Origin of the sequence: Nonomuraea jiangxiensis (genome assembly GCF_900099965.1) — a bacterium.
In the GTDB taxonomy this organism is placed as follows: Bacteria; Actinomycetota; Actinomycetes; order Streptosporangiales; family Streptosporangiaceae; genus Nonomuraea; species Nonomuraea jiangxiensis.
The window spans coordinates 335,166-354,991 of record NZ_FNDJ01000010.1 but is presented as its reverse complement, the minus strand read 5'-3'; the positions used below and the strand labels follow the sequence as shown (position 1 = coordinate 354,991).

At 71.0% G+C, this 19,826-nt stretch carries 18 protein-coding genes; 10 read left to right on the top strand and 8 right to left on the bottom strand.

Features of this window, described 5'->3' with window-relative positions; genetic code table 11:
* The first annotated feature begins 41 nt into the window (after window positions 1-41).
* A complete protein-coding gene (locus tag BLS95_RS23580; protein ID WP_090934890.1) occupies window positions 42-1,493 on the top strand; it encodes a DHA2 family efflux MFS transporter permease subunit in 1,452 nt (483 codons plus the stop codon).
* On the opposite strand, the gene BLS95_RS23575 is transcribed toward BLS95_RS23580, so the two are convergent.
* Complete coding sequence (locus BLS95_RS23575) at window positions 1,427-3,334, bottom strand: ABC transporter ATP-binding protein (protein WP_090934887.1); 1,908 nt, start codon at window positions 3,332-3,334, stop codon at window positions 1,427-1,429. The genes BLS95_RS23580 and BLS95_RS23575 overlap by 67 nt on opposite strands.
* A gap of 34 nt (window positions 3,335-3,368) precedes the next feature.
* Entirely contained in the window at window positions 3,369-5,441 is a 2,073-nt protein-coding gene (locus BLS95_RS23570) for a PhoX family protein (protein ID WP_090934885.1), read from the bottom strand.
* A gap of 114 nt (window positions 5,442-5,555) precedes the next feature.
* Here BLS95_RS23570 and BLS95_RS23565 point away from each other — a divergent pair, with 114 nt between their 5' ends.
* Window positions 5,556-5,993, top strand: coding sequence for a sterol carrier family protein (locus BLS95_RS23565; protein ID WP_090934882.1), 438 nt, complete (start codon window positions 5,556-5,558; stop codon window positions 5,991-5,993).
* Between the two features lie 16 nt (window positions 5,994-6,009).
* Here the strand turns inward: BLS95_RS23565 and BLS95_RS23560 are convergent, their stop codons facing one another.
* Window positions 6,010-7,089: a hypothetical protein gene (locus BLS95_RS23560; protein ID WP_090934879.1), complete on the bottom strand. Its 1,080-nt coding sequence runs from the start codon at window positions 7,087-7,089 to the stop codon at window positions 6,010-6,012.
* A 333-nt stretch (window positions 7,090-7,422) separates the two neighbouring features.
* On the opposite strand from BLS95_RS23560, the gene purF reads away from it, so the two are divergent.
* Complete coding sequence (purF, locus tag BLS95_RS23555) at window positions 7,423-8,859, top strand: amidophosphoribosyltransferase (protein ID WP_090934876.1); 1,437 nt, start codon at window positions 7,423-7,425, stop codon at window positions 8,857-8,859.
* 34 nt (window positions 8,860-8,893) lie between these two features.
* Window positions 8,894-9,919 carry a phosphoribosylformylglycinamidine cyclo-ligase gene (purM, locus tag BLS95_RS23550; protein WP_090934873.1) on the top strand — a complete coding sequence of 342 codons (1,026 nt, stop codon included), beginning with the start codon at window positions 8,894-8,896 and terminating at the stop codon, window positions 9,917-9,919.
* A 199-nt stretch (window positions 9,920-10,118) separates the two neighbouring features.
* Here the strand turns inward: purM and BLS95_RS23545 are convergent, their stop codons facing one another.
* Both BLS95_RS23545 and BLS95_RS23540 read right to left on the bottom strand, forming a co-directional pair.
* On the bottom strand, window positions 10,119-10,349 hold the full coding sequence (locus tag BLS95_RS23545) for a DUF3073 domain-containing protein (RefSeq protein ID WP_090935088.1): 231 nt from the start codon (window positions 10,347-10,349) through the stop codon (window positions 10,119-10,121).
* Window positions 10,350-10,500: 151 nt separating this feature from the next.
* Window positions 10,501-11,580 carry a Leu/Phe/Val dehydrogenase gene (locus BLS95_RS23540; RefSeq protein WP_245765223.1) on the bottom strand — a complete coding sequence of 360 codons (1,080 nt, stop codon included), beginning with the start codon at window positions 11,578-11,580 and terminating at the stop codon, window positions 10,501-10,503.
* Between the two features lie 107 nt (window positions 11,581-11,687).
* Between BLS95_RS23540 and BLS95_RS23535 the strand changes: the two genes are divergently transcribed.
* Window positions 11,688-12,551, top strand: a complete 864-nt coding sequence (locus BLS95_RS23535) for a DUF8083 family protein (RefSeq protein WP_090934867.1) — start codon at window positions 11,688-11,690, stop codon at window positions 12,549-12,551.
* A 322-nt stretch (window positions 12,552-12,873) separates the two neighbouring features.
* Window positions 12,874-13,077 (top strand): developmental transcriptional regulator BldC, encoded by a 204-nt coding sequence (bldC, locus tag BLS95_RS23530; protein WP_013133571.1) that lies wholly within the window; start codon window positions 12,874-12,876, stop codon window positions 13,075-13,077.
* Between the two features lie 216 nt (window positions 13,078-13,293).
* Here bldC and BLS95_RS23525 read toward each other — a convergent pair whose 3' ends face one another.
* Complete coding sequence (locus BLS95_RS23525; RefSeq protein WP_090934864.1) at window positions 13,294-13,866, bottom strand: TetR/AcrR family transcriptional regulator; 573 nt, start codon at window positions 13,864-13,866, stop codon at window positions 13,294-13,296.
* Between the two features lie 233 nt (window positions 13,867-14,099).
* Between BLS95_RS23525 and BLS95_RS23520 the strand changes: the two genes are divergently transcribed.
* The 4 genes from BLS95_RS23520 to BLS95_RS23505 all read left to right on the top strand — a co-directional run bounded on the left by BLS95_RS23520 (window position 14,100) and on the right by BLS95_RS23505 (window position 18,166).
* Complete coding sequence (locus BLS95_RS23520; RefSeq protein ID WP_245765222.1) at window positions 14,100-15,155, top strand: LacI family DNA-binding transcriptional regulator; 1,056 nt, start codon at window positions 14,100-14,102, stop codon at window positions 15,153-15,155.
* Window positions 15,156-15,297: 142 nt separating this feature from the next.
* On the top strand, window positions 15,298-15,570 hold the full coding sequence (locus tag BLS95_RS23515) for a hypothetical protein (protein ID WP_090934861.1): 273 nt from the start codon (window positions 15,298-15,300) through the stop codon (window positions 15,568-15,570).
* 131 nt (window positions 15,571-15,701) lie between these two features.
* Window positions 15,702-16,577 (top strand): N-acetylmuramoyl-L-alanine amidase, encoded by an 876-nt coding sequence (locus BLS95_RS23510; RefSeq protein WP_090934858.1) that lies wholly within the window; start codon window positions 15,702-15,704, stop codon window positions 16,575-16,577.
* A complete protein-coding gene (locus tag BLS95_RS23505) occupies window positions 16,574-18,166 on the top strand; it encodes a beta-N-acetylhexosaminidase (RefSeq protein ID WP_090934854.1) in 1,593 nt (530 codons plus the stop codon). The genes BLS95_RS23510 and BLS95_RS23505 overlap by 4 nt, the downstream gene beginning before the upstream one ends.
* A 31-nt stretch (window positions 18,167-18,197) precedes the next feature.
* Here the strand turns inward: BLS95_RS23505 and BLS95_RS23500 are convergent, their stop codons facing one another.
* Both BLS95_RS23500 and BLS95_RS23495 read right to left on the bottom strand, forming a co-directional pair.
* Window positions 18,198-18,752: a GNAT family N-acetyltransferase gene (locus tag BLS95_RS23500; protein ID WP_218135948.1), complete on the bottom strand. Its 555-nt coding sequence runs from the start codon at window positions 18,750-18,752 to the stop codon at window positions 18,198-18,200.
* A gap of 19 nt (window positions 18,753-18,771) precedes the next feature.
* Window positions 18,772-19,824 carry a quinone-dependent dihydroorotate dehydrogenase gene (locus BLS95_RS23495; protein ID WP_176993351.1) on the bottom strand — a complete coding sequence of 351 codons (1,053 nt, stop codon included), beginning with the start codon at window positions 19,822-19,824 and terminating at the stop codon, window positions 18,772-18,774.
* Between the last annotated feature and the right edge of the window lie 2 nt (window positions 19,825-19,826).

Genomic DNA, 19,826 nt, shown 5'->3' with positions numbered 1-19,826 from the left:
AGTTCAACTATACGACGTACAAGTACAACGTATAGGGAGCGATGATCATGCGATGGTGGGCGCTGGCCGTGGTGTCCTTGGGCACCTTCATGACTTACCTGGACAACAACGTGGGCAATGTCGCCCTGCCGACGATCCAGCGGGAGCTCGAACTGACCATCTCCGGGCTGGAGTGGGTCGCGAGCTCGTACATCCTGGTCTTCGCGGGCCTCATGCTGGTCGGCGGGCGGCTCGCGGACGTTTTCGGGACGCGCCGGGTGTTCCTGACCGGACTGGCCGTCTTCACCCTTTCTTCCCTCGCGGCCGGGCTGGCCACCTCCGGTCCCATGCTCATCGCCGCGCGGGCCGTGCAGGGCGTGGGGGCGGCGCTGCTCACGCCCACCGCGCTCACCCTGATCAGGCAGATCTTCCCCGACCCCGGCGAGCGCGGCCGGGCCGTGGGCATCTGGAGCATGTCGGGGGCGCTCTCCATGGCGCTGGGCCCGGTCACCGGCGGCTTCATCAGCGAGAACCTGCACTGGGGCTGGATCTACCTGATCAACGTGCCGCTCGGGCTGGTGACGTTCGGGCTCGCCCTCCGGACGGTGCGGCCCGACTTCACCCGGGTACGCCACAGCCTCGACCTGCCCGGCCTGGCCACCTCGGCGCTCGCCCTGTTCGCCCTGACGTACGGGCTCATCGAGGGCGAGGGCGCGGGCTGGACCGCGCCGGAAATCCTGACCGCGTTCGCGGTGTTCGCGGCGGCGGCCGTGGCCTTCGCGCTGGTGGAGTCGCGGGCCGCCGAGCCGATGATCGTGATGTCGCTGTTCAGGTCCCGGGTGTTCACCGGCGGGCTGCTCACCAGCGGGATCTGGTCGTTCGGCGTGTTCGGGATCTACTTCTTCAGCGCCCTGTGGCTGCAGAACGTGCTGGGCTTCACCCCCACCGAGGCGGGCTCCGCGTTCGTGCCGATGGCGCTGGTGATGGGCGTCGTCGCGGTCCTGTCGCAGCGGATCAGCGCGGCGCTCGGCATCGGCCGTACGGTGGCGCTCGGGATGGCGCTCATGGGCACGGCGATCTACCTGATCGCCGGCGTCGGCGCCGACGGCGGCTACGCGGACGTGGCGCCCTGGTTCCTGCTGTACGGCCTCGGCGCGGGCCTGCTGGTCCCGCTGACCGCCGCGATCGTCGGCGCCATGCCCGCCGAGCGGTCAGGGGTGGCCTCGGGCGCCCTGAACGTCTCACGCGAGGTGTTCGGGCTGCTCGGCATCACGGTGCTGGGGGCGATCCTCAGTGCCGGCCAGCGGGGCGGCGACCGGCCGCAGCTGGTCGCCTTCCTGGAGGCCTACCAGTTCACGCTGGTGATCGCGGCCATCGTGGTGCTGGCGGCCATCCCGGTCGCGCTCTACTCGCTGCGCGGCCCGAGGACGGCCGCCCCCGCCGCACCTCAGGCTGGGGCCGCCGCGGCGACCGGGTCGTCCTCCGGCGCGGAGAGCGTGGGCTCCGCGAACTGAGTGCGGTACAGCTCCTCGTAGCGGCCGCCGGCGGCCAGCAGTTCGGCGTGGGTGCCCCGCTCGGCCACCCGCCCGTCCTCGATCACCAGGATGAGGTCGGCGGCGCGGACCGTGGAGAGCCGGTGCGCGATCACCACGGCGGTCCGGCCGGCGAGCGCCTCGCCGAGCGCCGCCTGTACGGCCGCCTCCGAGGTGGAGTCGAGCGCCGCCGTGGCCTCGTCCAGGATCACCACCCGGGGCCTGGCCAGCAGCAGCCGGGCGATCGTCAGCCGCTGGCGCTCGCCGCCGGACAGCCGGTAGCCGCGCTCGCCCACGACCGTGTCGAGCCCGTCGGGCAGCGACTCGACCAGGCCGGCCAGCCGGGCCCTGGTGAGCGCGTCCCACACCTCCCCCTCGGTCGCCTCGGGCCTGGCCAGCAGCAGGTTCGCCCGGATCGTCTCGTGGAACAGGTGACCGTCCTGGGTGACCATGCCGAGCGTGTCGCGGATCGAGTCGGCGGTCAGGTCCCGTACGTCCACGCCGCCGAGCCGGACCGCGCCCGCGTCGACGTCGTACAGCCGGGGCAGGAGCTGCGCGATCGTGGACTTGCCCGCGCCCGAGGAGCCGACCAGGGCCACCATCTGGCCCGGCTCCGCCCGGAACGAGATGCCGTGCAGCACCTCGACGCCGCCCCGCGAGTCCAGGGTGGCGACCTCCTCCAGCGAGGCGAGGGAGACCTTGTCGGCCGAGGGGTAGGCGAAGCGCACGTCGTCGAACTCGACCGCGACCGGCCCCTCAGGGACCTCCCGGGCGTCCGGCCGCTCCTGGATGAGCGGTTTGAGGTCGAGCACCTCGAAGACGCGCTCGAAGCTGACGATCGCGCTCATCACGTCCACGCGGGCGCTGGCCAGCGCGGTCAGGGGCGCGTACAGGCGGGTGAGCAGCATGGCCATCGCCACGACCGCGCCGGGGGCGAGCTGGTCGCGCAGGGCGTAGAAGCCGCCGAGGCCGTACACCAGGGCCAGGGCCAGCGCCGACACCAGCGTCAGGGCGGTCACGAAGGCCGACTGGGTCATGGCGGTACGCACCCCGATGTCGCGCACCCGCCGGGCCCGCAGCGCGAACTCGGCCGACTCGTGCGCGGGCCGGCCGAACAGCTTGACCAGCGTGGCGCCGGGCGCCGAGAAGCGCTCGGTCATCTGCGTGCCCATGGCCGCGTTGTGGTCGGCCGCCTCGCGCCGCAGCCGGGCGATCCTGGTGCCCATCCGGCGGGCGGGCACCATGAACAACGGCAGGAGCAGGAGCGCGAGCAGCGTGATCTGCCAGGAGATGCCGATCATCGCGATGAGCGTGAGCACGAGCGTGACGAAGTTCCCCGCGACGCCGGACAGGGTGTCGGTGAAGGCCCGCTGCGCCCCGATGACGTCGTTGTTCAGCCGGCTCACCAGGGCGCCGGTGCGGGTCCTGGTGAAGAAGGCGACCGGCATCTTCTGCACGTGATCGAAGACGGCCGTACGCAGGTCGAGGATCAGGCTCTCGCCGAGCCCCGCCGACAGCCACCGGTTGACCAGCCCCAGCCCCGCCTCGGCCAGGGCCAGCCCCGCGATCAGCGCCGCGACCGTGACGACCACGCTCAGCGGCTCGCCGTTGAAGATGGCGTCCACCACCCGGCCCGCCAGCAGCGGAGAGCCCACCGCCAGGCCCGCCATCACCACGCTGAGCACCAGGAACAGCGTCAGCCTTGCCCGGTGCGGCCGGGCGAACCCACCGATACGGCGGAGCGTCGCCCTGGTGACAGGACGACGCTCACGCTGATTGTTCATCGAGTAAAGCTGATGCCAGGCGGTCATCTCCATGCTCATGGCATGGAGGCTATTGGCTCAACCTAAGTTGAGGTCAAGAGCCGATCTTCTGGCCCTCGCCGTGCCAGACCACCGCCACCGCCGGGCGCGGCTGGTCGCCGTCGGGCCAGCGGCTGGCCGGCTTGTCCGGGCTCGCGCCGTCGATCTCGCCCGGGTGCTGCACCGCCACGAACACGCTGCGCTGGTCCTCGGTGACCATCGGGCCGCAGGTCTCGGCGCCGATCGGGACGGTGAGGAACTGCCGCAGGTAACCGCGCTCCCGGCCGCGTACCGGCATCACGAACAGGCCGTCGTGGGTGCCGAGCTGGTTGCCGTCCGTGGCGATCCACAGGTTGCCGTCACGGTCGAAGGCCACGTTGTCCGGGCACGAGATCGGCGAGACCTGGTCCTTGTCGTAGCCGGCGAAGTAGGTGGCGGGGTCCTCCGGGTCACCGCAGATCAGCGGCAGCGACCAGGAGAACGAGCGCTCGCCCGCGTCGTTGCGCTTCTCCACGATCTCCAGCACGTGGCCGTGCTTGTTCGCGGCGCGCGGGTTGGCCTCGTCCGCCTGGGCCGCGGTGCGGTCGGTGTTGTTGGTCAGGGCCACGTAGACGCCGCCGGTGACCGGGTTGCGCTCCATGTCCTCGGGGCGGTCCATCTTGGTCGCGCCCACCTTGTCGGCCGCCACCCGGGTGTAGACCAGGACCTCTTCGGCGGTCATGCCCTTGACGTAGGACTTCATGCCGGAGACCAGCGGGATCCAGTGGCCGGAGCCGTCGAACTCGCCGTCCTTGGGGGGCGTGCCGGAACCGTCGATGTCGCCCTTGGGGCTGTCGCCGGTGAACTTGGCCACGTACAGGGTGCCCTCGTCGAGCAGCTCGCGGTTGTGCCGCTCGTTCCCGCGGATGTAGCGCTCTTTCGAGACGAACTTGTAGATGTACTCGAACCGCGCGTCGTCACCCATGTAGACGACCAGGCGGCCGTCCTTGGCCAGCGTCGTGTTGGCGGCCTCGTGCTTGAACCGGCCGAGCGCGGTGCGCTTGATCGGCGTCGAGTCGGGGTCGAACGGGTCGATCTCCACGATCCAGCCGAACCGGTTGGCCTCGTGGGGGTGCTTGGCCAGGTCGAAGCGCTCTTCCACGCGGTCGAACCGGCGGCTCTCCTCCGGCACGCCCTCGGTGATCGTGTAGCGGGTGATGTACGGCCGCTGCGCCGCCGGCACCTTGTCGCCGTTGACGAAGTACTGGTCGATGTTCTCCTCGGCGGTCAGCACCGTGCCCCACGGGGTCATGCCGCCCGAGCAGTTGTTGAGCATGCCGACGGGGGCCAGGCCCTTGGGGTCGGCGGCCGTCTTGAGCAGGTCGCTGCCGGCCGCGGGCCCGCTGAACCTCATCTTCGTCTGGGCGGTGATGCGCCGGTTGTAGCGGCGGCGGCCCGAGGTGACCAGCTTCCACTGGCCGGTGCCGCGGACCCGCTCGACCTCCACGACCGAGCCGCCGTGCGCGGCCAGCGCGATCTTGATCTGCTCCACGGTCGCCTTGGCGCCGCCGGTGTAACCGCGGAACATCAGGGTCTCGTCGGTGTACTCGTGGTTCACCCAGAGCAGGGCGCGGTCCTTGCCCATGGGCAGCATCGTGACGTAGTCGCAGTTGTAGCCGAACTGCTTGGCCTGGGCGGCGGCCGTCTGGTGGTCGAAGTCGAACTTCGGCGCGCCGGGCAGCACGGGGTCGCCCCAGCGCACCACCACAGAGGACTTGTAGCCCTCCGGGATGGTCAACTTGTCATCCGTGTTCGGCCGCACGGGGGTGAAGGACAGCTGACTGTCGGCGGCACCGTTCGCGGCGCCGTTCCCCGCCGCGGCGGAGGCGGACCCGCCGGCCAGCGCAGGCGCGGCCCCCGCCACACCCGTCGTCGCAACAAGGGCGCCGAGCGCACCGGCGCGCAGCATGCCGCGCCGGGACAGCGCCTCCTTCACCACGTCGCCGAAGTAGGCGTTGTCAGAGGTGTTGCCCAGCTCGTGGGCGCACGCGTTGCCGCAACGGTACTGGCAGGTCAAGGCGGATCGGCCTGCCTTGTGCGGGGTGGAAAGCAGCGGCAGCAGCTTCCGGACCCCAGGGGGGTTCGCCACAGGTCCTCCATAGGTGTACACGGTTGTACCGCGGGGACATTACGGCCACCGCCGAAACCCGAGGTGAACGGTGATCTCCGTTTTGATGAACGCTGCCCGCGAGACAATGGTGAAGTGTCGCCTCGCAAGATAGACCAGGAAAAGCTGAGAAACGCCCTTGACGGCCAGCTCGTCGCCCTCGACGAGCCCCCCTACGACGGGCCCGCCGCCGCGCTCCCCGACGTGCTGGTGGCCGCCGTGCTGACCGCCTACGACCGCGGGCAGCAGCCGGAACGCGAGGCCGCCAGACAGGCCGTGCGCCACCTGCTCGACCGGCTGGCCGCCGCCGCGCCCGGCAGGACCGTCGAGGTGCGCGTGCCACCGTACGCCGCCGTCCAGGCCGTGCCCGGGCCCCGCCACACCCGCGGCACCCCGCCCAACGTGGTCGAGACCGACGGACGCACCTGGATCGAGCTCGCCACCGGCCGCCTGACCTGGGCGCAGGCCATGGCCGACGGCCGGGTGTCGGCGAGCGGCTCGCGGGCCGACCTGTCAGAGCACCTGCCGCTCTAGACCCCCCGCCCGTCGTTCAGCGGCCGTTGGCGGTCATCCACGGGAACTTGCTCTCGAAGCAGCGGTCGGCGAGCTGGCCGGGCAGGTGGCCGCATTCCTGGACCACGTTCCAGAACCAGATGGCCACGATCGCGAAGAGGACGAGCGAGAGCACGCTGATCACGATTCCGGCGATGGCGCGGCCCCTGCCGACGTGCTTGGCGAGCGCTACGCAGCCGAAGACGATCGACAGGATGGCGGTGATCAGCCCGGTGAAGCAGACGAACACCAGGAAGGGGCTGGCCACACCCAGGACGAGCGAGGCCGTGGCCAGGCCGTTGCCGGGAGGCGCCGGCGGGTACGCGGGGCCGTAGGGTCCGTAGGGGCCATGGGGGCCCGGTGGCGGGCCGTAGCCGGGCGGGCCGCCGTACGGGCTGGAGGGGACGGTGCCCGGGACGGTCGGCTCCTGGTCACGCGGCCCTTCCCCAGGCACGCCCTGCTTCCGCAGCGCTCCCCCGGGCGGGCCCTGTTCCGGCGGCCCGCCGCCGGGCGTGCCCTGGCCCTGTGGCGTTTCCCCGGGTGTGCCCTGGCCCTGCGGCGCTCCCTCGGGCGTGCCCTGGTCGCGCGGCGTTCCGCCGGGCGGGGTGAAGGGCGGCTGGTCCTCCTGCTCATAGCGTGACGGGGCCGGTTTGCCCGGGCGCTCTCCCTCGGCCGGGGCGTTCTCCCAGCCCGGGTACGGCGGGGTGGCGCCGGGGATCGGGAACGCCCGGGTCTCCTCGGCGTCCTCCCCTGCGGGCTCCGGGGTCTCGGGCGAGGTGGGCAGGTCGGGATGGCTGGGCTCGCCGGCCGGCCGGGGCTCGTGCGACGGCGGCACGTCGGGCGGCGGCACCACGGGCGGCACCGGCTCGATCGGCTCCTCATCCGGCCCCTTCTCCCCAGGCCCCCGCTCCGGCGGCTCCTCGGACGGGGCGTCGCCGCCGGCGCGTTCGTGCTCGCGGCGCGGGCGATCCTCCTCCAGCGCGCCCTCGTCCCGCCGACCGGACTCGTCCTCCTCTGGACGGCGGTGGCGCGGGTCCTCCCCCGGACGGGGCTCGTGCGGGCCCCCAGATGTCGTCACGTCTGCGTCTCCCGATGGGTCAGCATGCCGGATACTTCACCCTTTCGCGGAGGGCGTCCGGTAAACCGCACGACACGGTAAAAGCCCCCTCATCATTGGGTCACCATGCGCCAAAGCCGCAGGTGGCAGGCAACATAGGGGCATGTTTCACGAGACCCTGATGTAAGCGCGCAACACCGGCGTGGCGGGCGACGCCATGCTCGTCCGCTCGGTTCCGCCGGGAACGCGGCGCAACGGGGTTGGGGTGGATCGAATGCGGCCAGGTCAGCCCACGTGCTCCGATATCACCCCCGGATGTGCGAGCACGGAAGAGGTCAACCTAGACTGAGGCATGTGCTGAAGGGCGACGGCCGGCTCGGCCATGACCTGGACCCCAACGACCGCGCACCCAAAGACGCCTGTGGTGTCTTCGGCGTTTGGGCTCCGGGCGAGGAAGTTTCCAAACTCACCTACTACGGGCTGTACGCGTTGCAGCACCGCGGCCAGGAGTCCGCGGGCATCGCGGTCAGTGAGGGCTCCCGTATCCTCGTCTACAAGGACATGGGACTGGTTTCCCAGGTCTTCGACGAGTCGGTGCTCGGCACCCTGCGGGGCCACCTGGCCATCGGCCACTGCCGCTACTCCACCACGGGATCGAGCGTCTGGGAGAACGCGCAGCCCACGCTCAACTCCACCGAGGTCGGCGGGCTGGCGCTCGCGCACAACGGCAACCTGATCAACACCCCCGAGCTGGCCGAGCGCCTGGCTCCTGGGTCCATCCGGGCGACCACCGACACCGAGGTCCTCACCGCGCTGCTCGCCCAGGACCCGACCCGTTCCGTCGAGGACGCGGCGGCTGAGCTGCTGCCGCAGGTCAAGGGCGCCTACTCGCTGGTGTTCATGGACGAGACGACGCTCTACGCCGCCCGCGACCCGCAGGGCATCCGCCCGATGGTGCTGGGCCGGCTGGAGCGCGGCTGGGTGGTGGCCTCGGAGACGGCGGCGCTCGACATCGTGGGCGCCACGTTCATCCGCGAGATCGAGCCCGGCGAGCTGCTCACCATCGACGAGCGCGGCGTCCGGTCGCGCCGCTTCGCGCTGGCCGACCCCAAGGGCTGCCTGTTCGAATACGTCTACCTCGCGCGCCCCGACACCGTGATCGCCGGGCGTGGCGTGCAGGTCACCAGGGTCGAGGTCGGCCGCGTGCTGGCCCGCGAGCACCCGGTGGAGGCCGACCTGGTCATCCCGACGCCGGAGTCCGGCACCCCGGCCGCCGTCGGCTACGCCCAGGAGAGCGGGATCCCCTACGGCCAGGGCCTGGTGAAGAACTCCTACGTGGGCCGCACGTTCATCCAGCCCTCGCAGACCATCCGCCAGCTCGGCATCCGGCTGAAGCTCAACCCGCTGCGCGAGGTGGTCGAGGGCAAGCGCCTGGTGGTGGTGGACGACTCGATCGTGCGCGGCAACACCCAGCGGGCCATCGTCCGGATGCTGCGCGAGGCCGGGGCGCGCGAGGTGCACGTACGCATCTCCTCGCCGCCGGTGGCCTGGCCGTGCTTCTACGGCATCGACTTCGCCACCAGGGCCGAGCTGATCGCGGGTTCGCTGACGGTCGAGGAGATCCGCTCCTCGCTCGGGGCCGACTCACTCGGCTACATCTCCCTGGAGGGCCTGACCAAGGCCACCACCATCCCCGCCGAACGGCTCTGCAGGGCCTGCTTCGACGGCTCCTACCCCATCCCCATCGACCAGGACAACGTCGGCAAGTTCGTGCTGGAGAGCAAGGCGTGACCGAGCTCGACCGGCCGCCGGCGGAGGAGACAGCGTGACGAGTTACCAGGCCGCGGGCGTCGACATCGAGGCGGGCGAGCGGGCCGTCGCCCTGATGAAGGACAAGGTGGCGCGCTCACGGCGGCCCGAGGTGGTCGACGACGCCAGCGGCTTCGCCGGCCTGTTCGACGCCTCGGCGCTGCTGCGCTACCGGCGGCCGCTGCTCGCCTCCGCCACCGACGGCGTGGGCACCAAGGTCATGATCGCCCAGCAGTACGGCAAGCACGACACGATCGGCATCGACCTGGTGGCCATGGTCCTCGACGACCTGGTGGTGTGCGGGGCCGAGCCGCTGTTCATGACCGACTACATCGCCTGCGGGAAGGTGGTGCCCGAGCGCGTCGCCGAGATCGTCGGCGGGGTGGCCGAGGGCTGCCGCCTGGCCGGGGCCGCGCTGGTGGGCGGCGAGACGGCCGAGCACCCCGGGGCGATGGGCCCGGACGAATACGACCTCGCGGGCGCCGGCACCGGCGTCGTGGAGGCCGACGAGCTGCTCGGGCCCGCACGGGTGGTGGCCGGTGACGTGGTGCTGGGGCTGGCCTCCTCGGGGCTGCACTCCAACGGCTACTCGCTGGTGCGCCACGTGGTGCGGGAGGCCGCGCTGTCCCTCGACACGGTGCTGCCGGAGCTGGGCCGGCCGCTGGGCGAGGAACTGCTGGAGCCCACCCGCGTCTACTCGCTCGACTGCCTGGAGCTGGCGCGGGCGGTGGACGTGCACGCCTACGCCCACATCACCGGCGGGGGCATCGAGGGCAACCTGTCCCGGTCGCTGCCCGGCCACCTGGACGCCCTGCTGGACCGGTCGTCGTGGACCCCGCCCGCCGTCTTCGGCACGCTGGCGGGCTACGGCGGGATCGCGCAGGCCGACATGGACCGCACGTTCAACCTCGGGGTCGGCATGGCGGCCGTGGTGTCGCAGGAGTCGGCCGACGAGGCGATCCGGGTGCTGGAGGCTCGCGGGCTGGCGGCCTGGGTGCTGGGCGAGATCGTCCCCGGCGAGGGCCGCGCCCGCTACCGGTAACCGTCCGGTCCGGGCCCGCCAGGGCAGGCCCGGACCGCACCCGACGCATGCGTCACACGCGTACGGGACAAGCCCAGGAAGACGTGCGCCAGGGCTTACGCGTGACGAAAGCCCCACGGTTGCCCGTGGGGCCCGACGAGCGTGAGCGAGGAGCCGGCGCGGAGACCGGGCCCTCGACCACTATCAACCAGGAGGACGGCTAACGGCGGCCGGACGAACGGCCATCGTCGTCGTCTCCGGCGCCATAGTCATCGGCGTAATCGGCATAGCGATCCGCCAGCTCATCGTTGAGGTCGTCGGCGTCGTCACTGCGGCTGGGGTCTCCGACCCCGAGTTCGTCGCGAAGACGGTCAAGATCTGTGCCACCGCTGTTGTACTTCAGCTGGCGAGCAACCTTGACCTGCTTGGCCTTTGCTCGGCCGCGCCCCATTGGCTCGACCCCCTCGTGTGGGGTCGTCCCCGACCCCTCGTCGCTAACGCACCACACACTGACGCCGCCTGACTTTGGGCGTCAGCCTATCGTTCGCCTATTACCGTACCTGTTTTGTGCCCAGCTCGGTACGTCGTATGGGCGTGGGGCGTCAGTGGCCCAGCCAAATGGCCCTAATTCGCCCGACTTCCGACATTCTGCGCTCGGCTAGCCTATCTGCTGCGACCGCCGGGGGAACGCCTTCGTCGGCAGCGATCGCGAAGATCTTCAGAGTCGTGTCGTAGATCTTGGCCGCCCGGGACCTGGCCCGATCCATGTCGAAACCCTGGATCTCATCTGCGACCTGGATCACACCGCCCGAGTTGACCACGTAGTCGGGGGCGTACAGGATGCCGCGTTCGGCGAGCTGCTTCTCGACGCCGGTGTGGGCGAGCTGGTTGTTGGCCGCGCCACACACGATCTTCGCACGCAGCCGGGCGACGGTCTCGTCGTCCAGGACGCCGCCCAGCGCGCAGGGGGCGAACACGTCGATGTCGCTCGCGGTCATCTCCGCCGCGCCTGACACCACGTCGACCTCCGGGTGGCGCAGGCGCGTCCGCTCGACGGCCCGCGGGTCGACGTCACAGATCACGACGTCGGCGCCGTCCTCGCGCAGCAGCTCGACCAGGCGGTGCCCGACCTTGCCGACCCCTTCCACGCCCACCCGCCTGCCGTGCAGCGACGGCGTGCCATAGACGCGCTCGGCCGAGGCGCGCATGCCCTGGAACACCCCGAACGCCGTGAGGACCGACGAGTCCCCCGCGCCGCCGTGGGCCGTGGTGCGGCCGGTCACGTAGCGGCACTCGCGGGCGATGACGTCCATGTCCTCGCTGTAGGTGCCGACGTCGCAGGCCGTGATGTAGCGCCCGCCGAGCGACTGCACGAACCTGCCGTAGGCCCGCAGCAGCGCCTCGCTCTTGTCCTTGGCCGGGTCGCCGATGATGACGGCCTTGCCGCCGCCCAGGTCGAGGCCGGCCAGCGCGTTCTTGTAGGACATGCCCCTGGCGAGATTGAGCGCGTCGGCCAGGGCCGCCTGCTCGCTCTCGTACGGATAGAAACGGGTGCCGCCCAGGGCGGGGCCCAGCGACGTGTTGTGGATGGCGATGATGGCACGCAGGCCGCTCTGCTCGTCGGCGCAGAACACGACCTGCTCATGGACGTCCTTGTGGGACGAACCGAAGACGTCGGTCACGGTGGTGACTCCCTGTCCGGTCCGCCGCTCCTTTGCGGCGGAGATCACCTCACAGCGTAGTAAGCCACAACGGTGCATGCAGGTTCGCTTCGTGACACGATGCCTCCGTGCTGCCCTATGCCGCCTACCTCCGCGTCTATGAGCCACTGACCGCGTTCGCCGAGCCCGAGCGCAAGCTGTGGGCCGACTACGCCGACTCACGTGACCGCCCGCGCCGCGCGAACGCGCTCAATGCGGAACACGGCGAGTCTGTCATGCGCCTGCTCGGCATGCCCCCCGAACCCGTTCCCGCCCAGGAGAGCCCCAACGCCTATCTACGGCGTGTTGAGGATCGCCTGTACGTGTGCCCCTGGCAGACCCGTTTGCGCTCGTGGCTGGCCTTCTCAAGGCTGCGTGGCAGCACTCCCGCGAAACTGATGGACCGTCTCGTGCCCAAGGCGATCGCCGAGCAGACCGCCGACGACTTCGACCGGTTCAAGCGGCAGGCGGGTTCGTCCGCGTTGCGTACGCACATTCGCACCACGGCGTGGCATGTGCCGCCATCGTGGTTCGTGCCGTTCGATGGGAACGAGCGCTGGCTGGTGCTCGGCTCGACCAACCCCGGTCAGGACGTGACCACCACCACCGGACGCAACCTCATCTACGTCACGTCCATGGCACAGGCCAGAAGGCGCGCGGCGCGGGCCCTCAACGTGCTGCGCAGGCATCTGGGCGACGTCTCGTCCAACTTCGACGTGGAGGACATCGCCAGGTGGCTGGAGGAGTTCCACCCGCACTCGCTGGTGGAGCTGGACTACGGCGGGCTCGTGCACCTGATGAACGACGACGCGCTCCAGGCCGACCAGTCGGTGGCGGAGCTGGCGGCGGCCCTGACGGGCCTGGACACGGGTCAAGAAGAACTTGCCTACGCCATGTACCAGAGGGTCATCCTCCGGTGGAAGTCAATGCAACAGCTGGAATCTGCCAACTGAGCCCCAATACGGCCGTCTGACCTGCATGAGTAGGTCACGTCTCGCGGCTGCTCTCTTCTGCGAACTGAGTAGTTTGCCGTTTTCACTGCGATACCACGAACCGTGTCGCTAGAATCACCGAGCGTGACATCGCCATGGGGGCGGGCAGTTGGGTCAAAGAAGGGCTCGCCAATCGCTCTGCGTGGCGGTATGGTCACATCGGGTGATGCCGCATATGGCTCAGAAAAGCCGCACGCTCTGTGCCATAGGGGGACATCCGTGACACGCGCAAAGGCAGTCACAGGATCGCTATGCCGGTCCACACGGAGGAGAGGCCGCACAAATGTCAGCTCGTACACCCGAGGCCGAGCCACTGCTCACGCCCGCTGAGGTCGCGACCATGTTCAGGGTCGACCCCAAGACCGTTACGCGGTGGGCCAAGGCGGGCAAGTTGACGTCGATTCGAACCCTCGGCGGTCATCGGCGTTACCGGGAGACCGAGGTACGCGCGCTGCTCGCGGGCATTCCGCAGCAGCGCTCGGAGTAGTCGCAGGGTCGTCACCGACCTCAGGGGGGTTGAAGGGGTGGACCAGGCAGTGGCCCGGTCCACCGCAGTGACGACGTGACGTCGCACGGGAAGTTGGCGCCGCCCGCCCGGCGCCATCCTTCCCGTCAGTCATGCCTCCCGCCGGTCGTGCCCGAGTCCACCCGCCGTCACCGAGGGTGATCCGCCCGCCCGCACGGCGGCGTTCTGGAGAGCCGCTCACGCCAGCCGTTCGAGCAGGCCGGCGACCTCCCCGTCATAAGAGGCGGCGACGCCGAGCAGCGCCACCATGTGATCGACGAGCATCTTCTCGAGCGTCGGCCGCTCGACGTCGCGGTGCTCCAGCCAGTCGAGGCCGGCCGTCTCCACCGAGGCGATCCACGACCGCAGCGTCGTGCGCAGCACCGGGCTCGGCTCCTCGACCCGCATCTGCCGCAGGATCAGGCGGAACAGCCGCTGGCGCACGCCGTCGACGATCTCGCCCACCTCGCCCGCCCGGTTGGCGGGCCCGCCCCGCAGCAGCGCGGCGAAGCCGGTCGCGTGCTCCTCGACGAAGTCGAAGTAGCGCCTGAGCCCGGAGGCCAGCTCGTCGAGCGACGTGCCGCCCTCGTGCGGCCGTAGCCGGGACTCCAGCCGGTCCGCCGCGCTCCTCAGCGCGGCCACGTAGAGCTCCTGCTTGCCGCCGAAGTAGTGGTAGACCAGGGCCCGCGAAGCGCCCGCCGCCGCGGCCACGTCGTCGATCGAGACGTCCTCCGCGTCGCGCTTGCTGAACAGCTCCAGCGCGGCCGCCATGAGCTCCTCACGACGACGGTCTACGCTCAGCCTGCGCCGCGCCGGACGCGCCGTCTCGGCTGACTTCCCGGGTGTCACCCCTGCACAGTATCCGACAGCGTGTCCGCCACTGACGTGTGGCTATCCAGTCAATATCTGGATCTCCTAGGCAATCCGTAACGGAAGCCGTACCCTGCGGCTAACTCGATCGTTTGGTCAGACAGGTGCCCATTTCCGCATCGCGGGGGAGACACATGTCAGGACCGCCCGTCAACACTTCAACTATTACGGAGCTAAGAGAGGTAGATACGCTGCCTCGGCCCAGACCCACAATCCGCAATGTCGCCGAGCGAGCCGGCGTCTCGAAATCCCTGGTCTCTCTCGTGCTGCGTGGTTCCCCGCACGTGAGTGAACACCGGCGGCAGGCCGTGCTGCAGGCGGCCCGCGAGCTCGGCTACCGGCCGAACGCGGTGGCTCGCAGCCTGGTCGAGGGCCGTACCCACCTGGTGGGTGCGCTCGTCGCCAACCTCCACAACCCCTTCTACGCCGAAACTCTCGACGGCCTGCAAGAGAGCCTGCACGGCGACGGTCTGCGCATGCTGATCGGGAACAGCCAGTGGGACCCGGCGTTCGAGGACGAGGCCGTGGAGTCCTTCCTCGAGCTCAGGGTCGACGGGCTGATCCTGCTGGGCATCGCGCCGACCAGCGAGACCCTGATCGAGGCCACCGCCTACACCCCGACCGTGGTGGTCGGGGAACGTGACATCGAGCTCGACGGCGTCGACATCGTGGTCGACGACGACCAGCTCGGCGCCCGTCTGGCCATCGACCACCTGGTCGGACTGGGCCACAAGCGGATCGCGCACATCGAGGGCCAGCGGTCGTCACGCTGCGAGGGCTACCTCGTGGCGATGCGCCGGCACTCGCTGGCGCCGTACATCATGGTCGAGGCTGCGGACTCCACCGAGGACGGTGGCCGGGAGGCGGCGCTCGCGCTGCTGAGCCGCGACCCCAGGCCCACGGCGATCTTCGCCGCCAACGACGTGGTCGCGCTCGGCGTGCTCTCGGCCGCCGGCGAACTGGGCCTGAGCGTGCCGGACGATCTGTCGGTGGTGGGGTACGACAACACGCACCTGTCGGCCTCCCGCCACATCTCGCTCACCTCGGTCGACCAGCCCCGACGGGCCATGGGCAGGTCGGCGGCCGCGTTACTGAGCGACCGGATCGGCGATCCCGCCAAGGTCTCGCGCCTGCGGGAGATCCGACCGGAGCTGATCGTGCGGCGGAGCACGGGGCCCGTGCTCTCCTAGGCGGGACACGGGACCCGCCCAAGAGAGCGCCAAACCTGCGTCAAGCCGTGCGGCGACGGTGCCGCACGGCGGTTTACTCGGTCGGGTCATGCTAATTGTGGCCGGTTTTCCGCCGGTCACGATCTGATCCGGGGGAACAGTCATGCGTGATCCGGAACTGGTGTCTTGCGCCCAGCGCGCCGCCGCCGAACTCGAACGCGCCTGGGGACAGTGGCGCACGGGCCGGGGCCGGGCCGCCGACGGCGGCGGGGAATCGGTCGCCAGCTACGTCGCCCACTCGCTGGACCATCCGTGGGGCCGCCCCCGCGTCGTCCTCGGCCTCGACGCCGAGGACGCGCGGGAGCTGGCCGCCCTGCTGGAGCGGCAGGGGGTCGGCGAGCACGTGGCGCCCGTGGGACGACGGCACGACTGGTGAGGACGTCCGGCCGGCGCCCGCACGGACCACGCGGCCGTGAGCGCGCCGGGTGCTGACCACGAGGTGCGGTCGCCGTGTCCTGGCCCGCATAAGGCGGGCCCCACCGCGCGGCGTGCCGTAGGTTTGAGGCCATGCGTGCTCTCCCGGCCTCGGTCCTCGCCATCTGCGGCCTGATCGTCTCCGCCTGCGGCAACACCGCCTACGGTGGCGCCGGCGCAGGCCAGACCGCACACGCGCACGCTGAGACGCGGACCCCCTCCTCCGCGCGGGACGCGACGCGAGCCCAGCCCTCCGAGCCGGCACCGGGCACACCGGCGCCCACCCCCTTCCCCGCGCGGCCGAGCAAGCCGCTCGACGGCAAGGTCGTCGTCATCGACCCCGGCCACAACGGCGGCAACTACCGCGACCCGGGGGCCATCAGCCGCCAGGTCAACGTGCTGACCCAGTGGAAGGACTGCGACACCACCGGCACGGCCACCAACGGCGGCTACAGCGAGGCCGCCTTCACCTGGGACGTCTCCAGGCGGCTGGCCAAGATCCTGCGCGCCCGGGGTGCCACGGTCAAGCTGACCAGGCAGGACAACGACAGCGTCGGCCCCTGCGTCACCGAGCGGGCCGCGATCGGCAACCGGGCCGACGCCGACGCCGCGATCTCGGTGCACGCCGACGGCGCGGCATCGACCGCGCACGGCTTCCACGTCATCATGCCCAAGAAGATCGGCGGCCCGGTGGACAAGGTGGTCGCCGCGTCGCGCCGGCTGGGGCTCGCCGTACGCGAGGCGTTCGCCGCGGGCACGGGGCTGTCATACTCCACCTACCTCGGCCGCGCGGCGCTCGACTTCCGCGACGACCTCGGCGGGCTCAACCTGTCCACGGTGCCGAAGATCTTCGTCGAGTGCGGCAACATGCGCAACGCCACGGAGGCGGCCAAGTTCACCAACGCGAAGTTCCGGCAGAAGATCGCGGTGGCGCTGGCGAACGGATTGCACCACTATCTCGAAGCATGATTCCTCGTCCAGGACTGTTCAGTGATCTTTCCGGTTCTTACGAGCTGAGCTCCGGGGCGACGGTGTCCGGTGATCTGCTCGACGCCGTACGCCTCGCCCTGCCCATGCTCGACCTGCGGCCCGGGGACTCGGGCGAGATCGACGTACGGCGGGATCCAGCGCTGGGCGAGGAGGCCTACCGGCTGACGACCGGGTCCCGCGGGGTCGAGATCGCGGCCGGCGGGCCGGCCGGGGCGTTCTACGCGGCGCAGTCGTTGCACCAGTTGCTGCCCGACGCCTCCTACCGGCTCGCGGGCGGGGGCTCGTGGCCCGTGCCGGGGGTGCGGATCGAGGACGCGCCCCGGTTCGGGTGGCGCGGGCTGCACTTCGACGTGGCGCGGCACTTCTTCCCCAAGCGGGAGGTCCTGCGGCTGGTCGACCTGATGGCGATGCACAAGCTCAACCGGCTCCACCTCCATCTGGTCGACGACCAGGGGTGGCGGGTGGAGTCGAAGGCGTACCCGCTGCTGCACGAGGTGTCCTCGCACCGGCCGCGTACGGCGGTCGGGCACCACCGGGACCCGGTGACGTACGAGGAGATCCCGCACGGCGGCTACTACACGCTCGACGACCTGGCCGAGATCGGCGCCTACGCCCGCGCCAGGAACGTCACGGTCGTGCCGGAGATCGACGTGCCGGGGCACGCCTCGGCGATCCTGGCCGCCTACCCGGCGCTGGGCGCCACCGGGGAGCGGTACGACGTGCTCGACCGATGGGGCATCTCCCCCGCGATCCTGTCGCCGCTGCCGCCGACCGTCGAGTTCCTCACGACGATCTTCGACGAGCTGATCGGGGCGCTGGGCGAGACGCCTTACGTGCACATCGGCGGCGACGAGGTGGTGCTCGACCACTGGGCCGCGTCGGCGGAGATCTCCGCCTACCGCGACTCGCTCGGCCTGGCCACCGTCAACGACCTGCAGGGGTGGTTCCTGCGGCGGCTGGCCGACGCGCTGGCCGAGCGGGGCACGCGGACGGTGGTGTGGGACGAGGCGTTCGTCAGCGGCGGGCTGCGGCAGGACACGCTGGTCATGCCGTGGCGTGGCATGGGCGTGGGGCGGCGGGCGGCCGCGGCCGGGCACGACGTGGTGGCGACTCCCGTGTTCCCGCTGTACTTCGACTACGCCGAGGCGGCCTCGGCCGACGAGCCGTTGGCCATCGGCGAGGCGATCACCGTCGCGGACGTGGCCGCGTTCCGGCCCGCTCCCGAGGAGTGGACGGACGAGGAACGCGCCCACGTCGTGGGGGTGCAGGCGCAGTTGTGGACCGAACGGGTGCCGGACGCCCGCACGGTGGACTACCGCCTGTGGCCGCGGGCCTGCGCGCTGGCCGAGGTGGCCTGGTCGGGCACGGCCGCCGACGGGTTCGAGGGGCGGCTGGAGCGGCATCTGGGGCGGCTGGACGCGATCGGGGTGGAATACCGGCCGCTCGCCGGGCCGCACCCGTGGCAGCGGCGGCGCCCGCACCGGCCCGGCGTGGTGCGGGTGGACGCCGTGCTCGAACGCATCGACGCCATGACGCACGACGCGGAGTCCACCCGGCCCAGCATGTGACCTGCCCGCGCCGGACCAGGTCCCTGGTGGCTCAGAAGGCGGGGCGGTCGTTGAGGATGCGCTGGTAGATACGGCAGTCCTGCCAGCGTCCGTCGATCTCCAGGTAGTTCGGCGCGGTGCCCACCAGCTCGAAGCCGGTCCTGCGCAGCACGCTCTGCGAGGACTCGTTGTGCAGCAGGGTGCTGGCCGCGATCCGGTGCAGGCCCAGGATCTCGTCGGCGATCCGGCACACCGCGACCACGGCCTCCGTGGCGAGGCCGCGGCCGGTGTAGCCGCCGTCCACCCAGTAGCCGAGGTCGGCGTTGAGGAACGGGCCGCGGACGATGGTGTTGAGCGTCACGCGGCCCACGACCAGGTCGCCGTCGGCCAGCGCCCAGGGCACCGCCTGGCCCCGCGCGTACTGGTCCAGCACGTCCTTCAGGCGGTCGGCCTGGCCCTGCGGCGTGAAGAAGTCCGCGGGCCTGCGCGGCTCCCACGGCAGCAGGTGGTCGCGATTGCGGACGTAGGCGTCGGCCAGGGCGTCGGCGTCCTGCTCGGTGATCAGGCGCAGGGTGACGCCGCCGGAAAGTGGTACTTCGTCAATCACCGTCCTACTTTAGGGGGCTTCAGGCGACGCGGCCGACGGCCTCGGTGACGGACTTCAGGCCGTGGCGGCGTACCCGGCGGGCGAGCTGCCGGTGGATGCGGGAGGCCCACAGCGGGCCGCCGTAGATCCAGCCCGTGTAACCCTGGACCAGGGTCGCGCCCGCGAGCAGGCGCTCCCAGACGTCGTCCACGTCCTCGACGCCTCCCACGGACACCAGCGTGAGCCGGTCGCCGACCTTGGCGCGCAGGCGGCGCAGGACCTCCAGGGAGCGGGCCTTGAGCGGGCGGCCGGACAGGCCACCTGTCTCCCCCGCGTGCCTGATCGTGGTGTTGGTGGCGATGATCCCGTCCAGGCCCAGCTCCACGGCCAGCTCCGCGACGTCGTCCACGTCCTCGTCCGCGAGGTCCGGCGCGATCTTGACCAGCAGCGGCGTACGGCGGGGCGTGGCGTCGGCCACCTCCTTGACCGCGGCGAGCAACGGGCGCAGCAGCTCGACCGCCTGGAGGTCGCGCAGGCCGGGGGTGTTGGGCGAGCTGACGTTGACCACCAGATAGTCGGCCAGCGGGGCGAGCTGCCTCGCGCTGGCGACGTAGTCGGCCACGGCCTGCGACTCGGGCACGACCTTGGTCTTGCCGATGTTCACCCCGACCACGACGGGCACGCCGCGGGGGCGGCGCAACCGGCGGGCGGCGGCGTGCGCGCCGGCGTTGTTGAACCCCATCCGGTTGATCACCGCCCGCTCCCGCACCAGCCGGAACAGCCTCGGCCGCGGATTGCCCGGCTGGCCGTGCGCGGTGATGGTGCCGACCTCGACATGGCCGAAGCCGAGCGCGGCGGCGGCCTCGGCGCAGGCGGCGTCCTTGTCGAACCCGGCGGCCAGCCCGAGCGGCCCGGGGAAGTGCACGCCGAACGCGGTCACCCGCAGCGCCGGGTCGCGCGGCGCGAGCGCCTGGTGGAGCAGCCGCTTGAGCAGGGGCAGGCGCGCGAGCAGCGCCAGGCCCCCGACGGTGAGACGGTGCACGGCCTCGGCGTCGAAACGCCGCAAGACCTGCGAGAACAGAAGGTGATACATCA

Coding starts and splice junctions, on each gene's coding strand:
- BLS95_RS23525 (WP_090934864.1), bottom strand. CDS start 13,866: ATGGCGGCCGCGCTGGAGCTGTTCAGCAAGCGCGACGCGGAGGACGTC.
- bldC (WP_013133571.1), top strand. CDS start 12,874: ATGTCAGCTCGTACACCCGAGGCCGAGCCACTGCTCACGCCCGCTGAG.
- BLS95_RS23510 (WP_090934858.1), top strand. CDS start 15,702: ATGCGTGCTCTCCCGGCCTCGGTCCTCGCCATCTGCGGCCTGATCGTC.
- BLS95_RS23495 (WP_176993351.1), bottom strand. CDS start 19,824: ATGTATCACCTTCTGTTCTCGCAGGTCTTGCGGCGTTTCGACGCCGAG.
- BLS95_RS23575 (WP_090934887.1), bottom strand. CDS start 3,334: ATGAGCATGGAGATGACCGCCTGGCATCAGCTTTACTCGATGAACAAT.
- BLS95_RS23515 (WP_090934861.1), top strand. CDS start 15,298: ATGCGTGATCCGGAACTGGTGTCTTGCGCCCAGCGCGCCGCCGCCGAA.
- BLS95_RS23505 (WP_090934854.1), top strand. CDS start 16,574: ATGATTCCTCGTCCAGGACTGTTCAGTGATCTTTCCGGTTCTTACGAG.
- BLS95_RS23520 (WP_245765222.1), top strand. CDS start 14,100: ATGTCAGGACCGCCCGTCAACACTTCAACTATTACGGAGCTAAGAGAG.
- BLS95_RS23580 (WP_090934890.1), top strand. CDS start 42: ATGATCATGCGATGGTGGGCGCTGGCCGTGGTGTCCTTGGGCACCTTC.
- BLS95_RS23545 (WP_090935088.1), bottom strand. CDS start 10,349: ATGGGGCGCGGCCGAGCAAAGGCCAAGCAGGTCAAGGTTGCTCGCCAG.